Origin of the sequence: Achromobacter xylosoxidans (assembly GCF_002192695.1) — a bacterium.
Taxonomy (GTDB): Bacteria; Pseudomonadota; Gammaproteobacteria; order Burkholderiales; family Burkholderiaceae_B; genus Achromobacter; species Achromobacter xylosoxidans_C.
Map to the genome: position 1 here is coordinate 61,073 of NZ_MTLG01000078.1, position 8,647 is coordinate 69,719.

At 69.0% G+C, this 8,647-nt stretch carries 8 protein-coding genes; 7 read left to right on the forward strand and 1 reads right to left on the reverse strand.

The window, feature by feature from the left end; all coding sequences use genetic code 11:
• Positions 1–4: 4 nt before the first annotated feature.
• The 7 genes from BRO63_RS17265 (at position 5) to BRO63_RS17295 (ending at position 7,747) form a co-directional block, all read left to right on the forward strand.
• Entirely contained in the window at positions 5–3,301 is a 3,297-nt protein-coding gene (locus BRO63_RS17265; protein WP_088140949.1) for a DUF802 domain-containing protein, read from the forward strand.
• On the forward strand, positions 3,298–3,948 hold the full coding sequence (locus BRO63_RS17270; RefSeq protein ID WP_088140950.1) for an OmpA family protein: 651 nt from the start codon (positions 3,298–3,300) through the stop codon (positions 3,946–3,948). Before BRO63_RS17265 ends, BRO63_RS17270 begins: the two co-directional genes overlap by 4 nt.
• On the forward strand, positions 3,938–4,588 hold the full coding sequence (locus BRO63_RS17275; protein WP_088140951.1) for a DUF2894 domain-containing protein: 651 nt from the start codon (positions 3,938–3,940) through the stop codon (positions 4,586–4,588). The genes BRO63_RS17270 and BRO63_RS17275 overlap by 11 nt, the downstream gene beginning before the upstream one ends.
• A 79-nt stretch (positions 4,589–4,667) precedes the next feature.
• Positions 4,668–4,913 (forward strand): ParD-like family protein, encoded by a 246-nt coding sequence (locus BRO63_RS17280; RefSeq protein ID WP_054456412.1) that lies wholly within the window; start codon positions 4,668–4,670, stop codon positions 4,911–4,913.
• The gene (gene map / locus BRO63_RS17285; RefSeq protein WP_088140952.1) at positions 4,914–5,705 is read left to right on the forward strand and encodes a type I methionyl aminopeptidase; all 792 of its coding nucleotides are present in this window, start codon (positions 4,914–4,916) and stop codon (positions 5,703–5,705) included.
• A 103-nt stretch (positions 5,706–5,808) separates the two neighbouring features.
• Positions 5,809–7,029, forward strand: coding sequence for an MFS transporter (locus tag BRO63_RS17290; RefSeq protein WP_088140962.1), 1,221 nt, complete (start codon positions 5,809–5,811; stop codon positions 7,027–7,029).
• A 94-nt stretch (positions 7,030–7,123) separates the two neighbouring features.
• Positions 7,124–7,747 (forward strand): glutathione S-transferase family protein, encoded by a 624-nt coding sequence (locus tag BRO63_RS17295; RefSeq protein WP_088140953.1) that lies wholly within the window; start codon positions 7,124–7,126, stop codon positions 7,745–7,747.
• 12 nt (positions 7,748–7,759) lie between these two features.
• On the opposite strand, the gene sodC is transcribed toward BRO63_RS17295, so the two are convergent.
• Positions 7,760–8,284 carry a superoxide dismutase family protein gene (gene sodC, locus BRO63_RS17300; RefSeq protein ID WP_088140954.1) on the reverse strand — a complete coding sequence of 175 codons (525 nt, stop codon included), beginning with the start codon at positions 8,282–8,284 and terminating at the stop codon, positions 7,760–7,762.
• Positions 8,285–8,647: the final 363 nt, after the last annotated feature.

Below are 8,647 nucleotides of genomic sequence, written 5' to 3' on the forward strand. Positions count from 1 at the left end.
CACTATGTCCAAATATCTGACTAATCTCGTGGTTTTCTTGGCGGGTCTGGCCGTCATGGGCTGGATCGGCGTGGGCTATGCGGGCACCAACCCGCTGGCGCTGGCCGTGACCTTGCTGATAGGCGTCTGTTACCTGGGCGGCGCGCTTGAACTGCTGCGCTACCAGCAAGCGACGTCCGCGCTGACGCGCGCGCTCTCCGGCCTGTCCGAAGCCCCCGGCAATCTGGGATCCTGGCTGGACCAGTTGCCGCCGAGCCTGCGCAATGCCGCGCGCCTGCGCATCGAAGGCGAACGCGCGGGCCTGCCCGGCCCGGCGCTGACGCCGTACCTGGTCGGCCTGCTGGTGCTGCTGGGCATGCTGGGCACGTTCCTGGGCATGGTCGTGACCCTGCGCGGCACCGGCCTGGCGCTGGAAAGCGCGACCGACCTGGCCGCCATCCGCGCCTCGCTCGCCGCGCCGGTCAAGGGCCTGGGCTTCGCCTTCGGCACCTCGATCGCCGGCGTGGCCAGCTCCGCCATGCTGGGCCTCCTGGCCGCCCTGTGCCGGCGCGAACGCGTGCGCGCCGCGCAACTGCTGGACGGCAAGGCCGCGACCACGCTGCGCGTGTACTCGCAGGGCTATCAGCGCGAGGAATCCTTCAAGCTGCTGCAACGCCAGGCCGAGGTCATGCAGCGCCAGGCCGAAGCCATGCCCACCCTGGTCGACAAGCTGCAAGCCATGATGAGCGACATGGCGCGCCAGAACCAGGCCCTGAGCGACCGCCACATGGCCAGCCAGGACGCGTTCCAGGGCAAGGCCGAGACCGCCTATTCGCGCCTGGCCGCCGTCATGGAACAGTCCATGAAGGAAAGCGTGTCGCAAAGCGCGCGCTCGGCCGGCGCCGCCCTGCAACCCGTGGTGGAAGCGACGATGGCCAGCCTGTCGCGCGAAACCGCGTCCCTGCAGGACACCGTGGCGCAAGCCGTGCAGCGCCAATTGGAAGGCCTGACCTCGGGCTTCCAGGCCACCACCAGCAATGTCGCCGGGATCTGGAACCAGGCCCTGGCCGGCCAGCAGCGCGCCAGCGAGGCCCTGTCCCAGGACCTGCGCGCCTCGCTCGACCACTTCGCCCAGACCTTCGAACAGCGCTCGGCCGCCCTGCTGGACAGCGTGTCCTCGCGCCTGGAGGAATCGTCGGGCAGCATGTCGCAAGCCTGGACCCAGGCGCTGTCGCGCCAGGAACAGGCCAGCGAAAAGCTGGCGGGCGACAACCTGCAAGCCCTGACCGCGGCCGCGGCCAGCTTCGAGCAGCATTCGGCCTCGCTCTTGCGCACCCTGAACCAATCGCACACCCTGCTGCAGTCCGATCTCGCCTCGCGCGACCAGCAACGCCTGGCCGCCTGGACCGAAACACTCGGCGCCATGGGCGCCACGCTGCGCCAGGAATGGGAACAGTCCGGCGCGCAGGCCGCCGAACGCCAGGAAGCCATCAGCGCCACGCTCGCGCAGACCGTGCGCGACATTACCGGGCAGGCGGAAGTCCAGGCCCGCTTGCTGGAAAGCGTATCGGCCCGCATGGAAGCGGCCGCCGAGGGCGTCTCGCAGCAATGGGCCAGCGCCCTGGCGCGCCAGGAGCAAGCCGGCGAGAAGCTGGCCGGCGACAACCGCGAGGCCCTGGCCGCCGCGGCCGCCACCTTCGAACAGCATTCCGCGGCGCTGCTGCAGACGCTGGACCAGTCGCACACGCAATTGCAGGCCGCGCTGGCCTCGCGCGACCAGGAACGCCTGGCCGCCTGGACCGGCACGCTCACCGCCATGGCCGCCAAGCTCGGCCAGGAATGGGAACAGGCCGGCACCCAGGCCGCGCTGCGCCAGCTGGAAGTCAACGACACCCTGGCCCAGACCGCGCGCGACGTTTCGGCGCAAACCCAGGCCCAGGCGGGTTTGCTGGAAAGCGTATCGACTCGCCTGGAAACAGCGGCCACCGGCGTGACCCAGGCCTGGACCGAGGCGCAGGCGCGTCAGGAGCAGGCCAACGCCAAACTGGCCGGCGACACCCAGCAAGCGCTGGAAACCGCCGCCGCCACCTTCGAACAGCATTCCGCGGCCCTGCTGCAAACGCTGGACCAATCGCACGCCGAATTGCAGGCCGTGCTGGCCTCGCGCGACCAGGAACGCCTGGCCGCCTGGACCGGCACGCTCACCGCCATGGCCGCCAAGCTTGGCCAGGAATGGGAACAGGCCGGCACCCAGGCCGCCCTGCGCCAGTTGGAAGTCAACGACACGCTGGCCCAGACCGCGCGCGACATCACGGCCCAGACCCAGGCTCAGGCCGACCTGCTGGAAAACGTGTCGGCCCGTCTGGAAACGGCGGCCAGCGGCGTCACCCAGGCCTGGACCGAGGCGCAGGTGCGCCAGGAGCAGGCCAACGCCAAGCTGGCCGGCGACAACCAGCAGGCGCTGGAAGCCGCCGCCGCGGCATTCGAACAACACTCCGCCGCCTTGCTGCAAACGCTGGAGCAATCGCACACGGACCTGCAGAACGCGCTCGCCGCCGAGGACGAAGCGCGCCTGGAAGCCTGGACCGGCAAGCTCGGCACGATCGCCGACTCGCTGCGCGCCGAATGGGAACAGACCAGCACCTACACCGCCAACCAGCAGCAGCAGATCTGCGACACCCTGGCCATCACCGCGCAGGACATCAGCGCGCAGACCCAGGCGTCTGCCCACGACACCATCGCCGAGATCGGCCGCCTGGTGCAGGCCGCCTCCGAAGCGCCGCGCGCCGCCGCTGAAGTCATCGGCGAACTGCGCCAGAAGCTCTCCGACAGCATGGAGCGCGACAACGACATGCTGGAAGAACGCAACCGCTTGCTGGAAACCCTGGGCACCCTGCTGGACGCCGTCAACCACACCGCCGCCGAACAACGCACGGCCGTGGACGCGCTGGTGTCTTCGTCGGCAGAGCTGCTGGACCGCGTCGGCACGCAGTTCACCGAACAGGCGCAGGCCGAAACCGGCAAGCTGGCCGAGGTGGCCGCGCAGGTCGCCAGCGGCGCCGTCGAAGTCGCCAGCCTGGGCGAATCCTTCGGCACGGCCGTACAGCTCTTCGGCGAATCCAACGACAAGCTGGTCGCGCACCTGCAACGCATCGAAGCGGCGTTGGACAAGTCCATCGCGCGCGGCGACGAACAGCTGGCCTACTACGTGGCGCAGGCCCGTGAAGTCGTGGACCTGAGCATGGTGTCGCAGAAGCAGATCATCGAGAACCTGCAGCAGCTGGCCATCCAGCGCGCGACGGCCGGAGCGGAAGCGGCATGAGCGAGGACATCGACGGCGGCGTGGAGCCCGCAGTCCCGGCCTGGGCCGTCTTCGGCGACCTGATGTCGGTCTTGCTGGGCGCCTTCGTCCTGATCCTGGTGAGCGTCGTCGCCGTGCAGCTGCAGCTGTCCACCCAGCTTGAAGAAGAGGTCAAGCAGCGCCAGGCCGAAACCCAGCGCCGCGAAACGCTGGAGCAGGCGCTGGCGGGTCCGCTGGCCGCCGGCCGCGTGACCCTGATCGACGGCCGCATCGGCATCAGCGGCAGCGTCCTGTTCGCCCTGAACTCCGACCAGTTGCAGCCCGAGGGCCGCGAAGTGCTGAAGAGCCTGATCGAACCGCTCTCGGCCTATCTGAAATCGCGCAACGAAATCCTGATGGTCAGCGGCTATACCGACGACCAGCAGGTGCGCGAAGGCAACCGGCGCTTTGCCGACAACTGGGACCTGTCCGCGCAGCGCGCCCTGACCGTGACGCGCGCGCTGATCGACGAGGGCGTGCCTTCGTCGGCCGTGTTCGCCGCGGCCTTCGGCTCCGAGCAGCCGGTGGCCTCGAATACCGACGAAGACGGCCGGGCCAAGAACCGCCGGGTGGAAATCGCGCCCATCCCCAAGCCGTCCGGCGACACCGGAACCGCCAATGGCCAGTGACGGCACCCGCGGCGACATCGTCGACGCCCGGGCCATGCTGGACGCCTGGCGCGAGACCGGCGCCGACCGTGTGGCGCCCGTCCGCTTCCAATTCATGGACGCGTTGGCACGGCGCGCAGCCGCCCAGGGCGGCGAACCCCGCAGGCTGCTGGACAGCAAGCTGGCGGCCTTGATCCAGGCCTACGAGGCCGAGCTGGACGGCGCTTCCGTGGATGCTGCCGAAAACGCCCCCGCGCCTGCTCGCACCGCCCCCGAACCCGGACCGCTGGCGGCGCTGACCGCCTACATCGCCGATCCCGGTCCCGAGGCGCGCGGCGCCGCCGACCTGCGCGCCTCCTACCCCGAACTGGACGTGCTGGAGTACTTCCGCGGCGTCTGGTCGCGGGTCAGCGCCGACCGCCAGGTGCGTCAGTCCCAGGAACAGGTGCACAAGAACGCCGGCCCGCTCAACTCCAACCAGCTGGTGCACCGCGCGCTGTCGCTGATGCGTGAAGTGTCGCCGGGCTATCTGCAGCAGTTCCTGTCGTATACGGATGCGCTGATGTGGCTGGAGCAGGTGCAGGCCGCGATCGCCCCCCCGCCCAAGGAGGCCGCGCCCCGCGCCAGCGCCAAGAAGACGGCGCGCGGCAAGGGACGCTGATCCCTGCCGATTTGCGCCCGCCCGCGCATCGGCGGTAAGATACGATCCATATACAAACCATATATGGATCATTAACTCCATGGGCATCGTCAAGATCTCCGAGCAAATGCATGAAAACCTGCGCGTTGCCAGCGGCGCGCTCAGCCGCTCGATCAATTCCCAGGCCGAACACTGGATGCGCATCGGCATGCTGTCCGAGCTCTACCCCGAGCTGCGCCACGCCGACATCTGCCAGCTGCTGATCCGCATCGAACAGGCCGAGGGCTTCGCCATCGCCTCGCTATCCCAGGGCTTGCCGCAACCGGCCCAGCAGGAGGCCGCGTAAATGGCGAAGAAGGTTTCCATCAAGTCCGCCGCCGATATCGAAATGGCCCGCAAGGCCGGCGCCATGGCGGCGGAAGTGCTGCACATGATTGCCGAGCACGTCCGCCCCGGCGTCACCACCGACGAGCTGGACCGCATCTGCCACGACTACATCGTCAACGTGCAGAAGGCGATACCCGCCAACGTCGGCTACCACGGCTTTCCCAAGACCATCTGCGCCTCGGCCAACCACGTGATCTGCCACGGCATCCCGTCGGCCAAGGTGCTGAAGAACGGCGACATCCTCAACATCGACGTCGCCGTCATCAAGGACGGCTGGTTCGGCGACACCAGCCGCATGTACTACGTGGGCCAGCCCAGCCCGCTGGCGCGGCGCCTGGTCAACACCACTTATGAAGCCATGCGCGCCGGCATCATGGCCGTCAAGCCGGGCGCCACGCTGGGCGATATCGGCCACGCCATCCAGACCGTGGCGCACCGCGAGCACTTCAGCATCGTGCGCGAATACTGCGGCCACGGCATCGGCCAGATCTACCACGACGATCCGCAGGTGCTGCACTACGGCCGCCCCGGCGAAGGCATGGTGCTGCAGCCCGGCATGATGTTCACCATCGAACCCATGATCAATGCCGGCAAGCCCCAGACCAAGCAATTGCCCGACGGCTGGACCGTGGTCACCAAGGACCGTTCGCTGTCGGCGCAATGGGAGCACATGGTGGTCGTGACCGAAACCGGCTACGACGTCCTGACGTCCTGGCCGGACGGCTTCGGCGACTATCCGCCCATCCCTTGATGCGGTGAGCCGAGGCGCCGCCTTGCCCATGGCAAGGAACGGAGTGTCGACGGGCAAGGGCACGATCATGATCGTGCCCTTGCCGTTTCCGCCATCCGCACCCATGCCCGCCCTGCCCTCAGCCTTTCGCCGCCTGGCCGCCTCCAACCTGGCCGCCCAATTCTCCGAACAGATGGCCCTGGCAGCCGCGCCGCTGGTCGCGGTGCTGGCGCTGGGCGCCAACGCGGCGGAAACCGGCTATCTGCAAACCGCCCAGACGCTGCCCTTCCTGCTGCTGTCCCTGCCCGCCGGCGTGCTGGCCGACCGGATGTCGCGCCGCGCCCTGATGACCGCCGCGGAATGCGTGCGCGCCGCCAGCCTGCTGGGCCTGTTGGCGCTGCTGGCCACGGGCGGACTGAACCTGGGCTGGCTGGCCGCGCTGGGATTCCTGGGCGCGGTCGGCACGGTCGCCTACAACGTGGCCGCGCCGGCGCTGGTGCCGCGGCTGGTCCCGCCCGCCGGACTGGCCAGCGCCAACCGCTGGCTGGAACTGGCCCGCAGTACCGCTTTTTCCGCCGGGCCAGCCGCCGGCGGCGCGCTGGTCGGCTGGATGGGCGCGCCGTCGGCCTATGTGCTGGCCACCGTGTTGTCGCTGCTGGCGGCCCTGCTGCTGGCGGGCCTGCCCCACGACAAGCCCGGCCCCGCGCCGCGCCGCCGCGTGCTGGAGGAACTGCGCGAGGGCGCGGCCTTCGTCCTCACGCATCCGCTGCTGCGCCCCGTGCTGGTGACCGCCGTGTTCTTCAATACCGCCTGGTTCGTGCTGCAGGCCATCTACGTGGCCTACGCCATCGAACGGCTGGGCCTGTCGGCCGCGGCCGTCGGCCTGACGCTGGGCGTGTACGGCGGCGGCATGGTGGCCGGCGCCTTGCTCGCGCCCTGGCTGGCGCAGCGGCTGAGCTTCGGCGCCATGATCGCCGTCGGCCCCCTGGCCGCGCTGATCGCAAGCGCCATCCTGCTCTCCACGCTGGCGTTTCCGTCCGGCGCATGGGCCGCGGCGGGCTTCTTCCTGTTCGGCGCGGGTCCCATCCTCTGGACCATCACCACCACCACGCTGCGCCAGGCAATCACGCCCAACGCCCTGCTGGGGCGCGTGTCCGCCGTGATCCTGACCGCCACCTTCGGCGCCCGGCCGGTGGGCGCGCTGATCGGCGCCGCGCTTGCCGCCCGCGTCGGCGTAGAAGCCTGCCTGTGGGTATCGACCGCCGGCTTCGCCGTGCAATTCGTGGTGCTGTATACCTCGCCGGTGCTGCGCCTGCGCACCCAGCCCGAGGCCGGCGCCTATTGAACGCTGTTGCGTACGCAAAACCGGCAAACTGTACCTGTGCGCGCCCGCCGCCGCCCGCTAGACTGCCGCGGTCAGTCAACACGGCGGCGGCAAGATGCTGAAAATCCTGGGTAAAGCCTCATCCATCAACGTGCGCAAGGTGCTCTGGACCTGCGCTGAACTGGACTTGCCCTTCGAACGCGAAGACTGGGGCTCGGGCTTCCAGTCCACCAGCGCCCCCGCCTTCCTGGCACTGAATCCGAACGCGATGGTGCCCGTCATCCAGGACGGCGACTTCGTGCTGTGGGAGTCCAACAGCATCATCCGCTACCTGGCCTCGCAATACGGCGGCCAGCGCCTGTACCCCGCCGAACCCAGGCTGCGCGCCCGCGTCGACCAATGGATGGACTGGCAAGCCACCGACCTGAACCGCTCCTGGAGCTACGCCTTCATGGCCCTGGTGCGCGACTCTCCCACCCACCGCGACCGCGCCGCGATCGAGGCGTCCTGCCGCGAATGGGCGCGCTTCATGGCGATACTGGAGCAGCGTCTGGAACAGGCCGGCGGCTACGTTGCCGGCCCTGCGTTCTCGCTGGCCGACATACCGGTCGGCCTGTCCGTCAACCGCTGGTTCGACACGCCCTTCGACAAGCCGCGATTGCCGGCCGTCGCGGCCTACCACGACCGGCTCGCCGAACGCGCCGGCTACCGTCTGTACGGCCGCAACGGCACGGCCTGACCCCCTGAGCGGCTACTTCACCACCCCGCAAACCAGCCGGCCGCCCCCGCCGCCCAACGGCGCCGGCGTGTCGCTGTAGTTGTCGCCGCCCACGTGCACCATCACCGCGCGGCCCTTCACATCGGCCAGCTTCAGATGCGGCGCCACCACCGCCTTCGTGGCCGTGCCGTCCGCGGCGACCACGATGAAAGGCAGATCGCCCTGATGCCCATCGGTCGCCATCGGCCCCTTGTGCGCCTTGGTGCCCTTGGGATCAAAATGCCCGCCCGCGGCGCCGCCAGCCGCCATCTGGTTGTTCAGCATGCCCGGCTCGCACGAACCCTTCTCATGCACATGGAAGCCGTGCTCGCCGGGCGGCAAGCCCTTCAAATGCGGCGTGAGCTGCAGCCCGCCTTGGGTGTCCTTGAGCGTGATCGTGCCAGCGCTCTTGCCCACGCCGTCCACGCTCAGGAACGACATCGACACGTCTTCCGCCAGCGCCGCGCCAGACGCGCCTGCGAACGCAAGCGCCGCGACCAGCATCGAGATTTTCTTCATGGGGTGCCTCCAAGATACGCGTCCGCGGCCCGCGGACGCCCGGTGGAGCATGGACGGCCCGTGCCGGCCATGCCGGAAAAAACAATAGCATTTGGGCCAGGGCGCCTGCCAGCAATCTTCGGTCCTGATACAAAGCAGGGAAATAGCAAATGAGTCATCGCATTCGCGCAAGCGAGCGCAATCGAAATTCAAAAAATCACGTACGTCATTCCCGGCCGCCCGCGCGGCCGGGAATGACGAGCAGCTCAAGAATCATCCCTGGCCACGGCTCCAGCAGCGCATCAGGCCAAGGCTCAAGTAGCCCGTCGGCGCGGGCGGCTGGGTGGCGAGCAACCTCGATGCGCCCGACGGAATCCGAAGGCA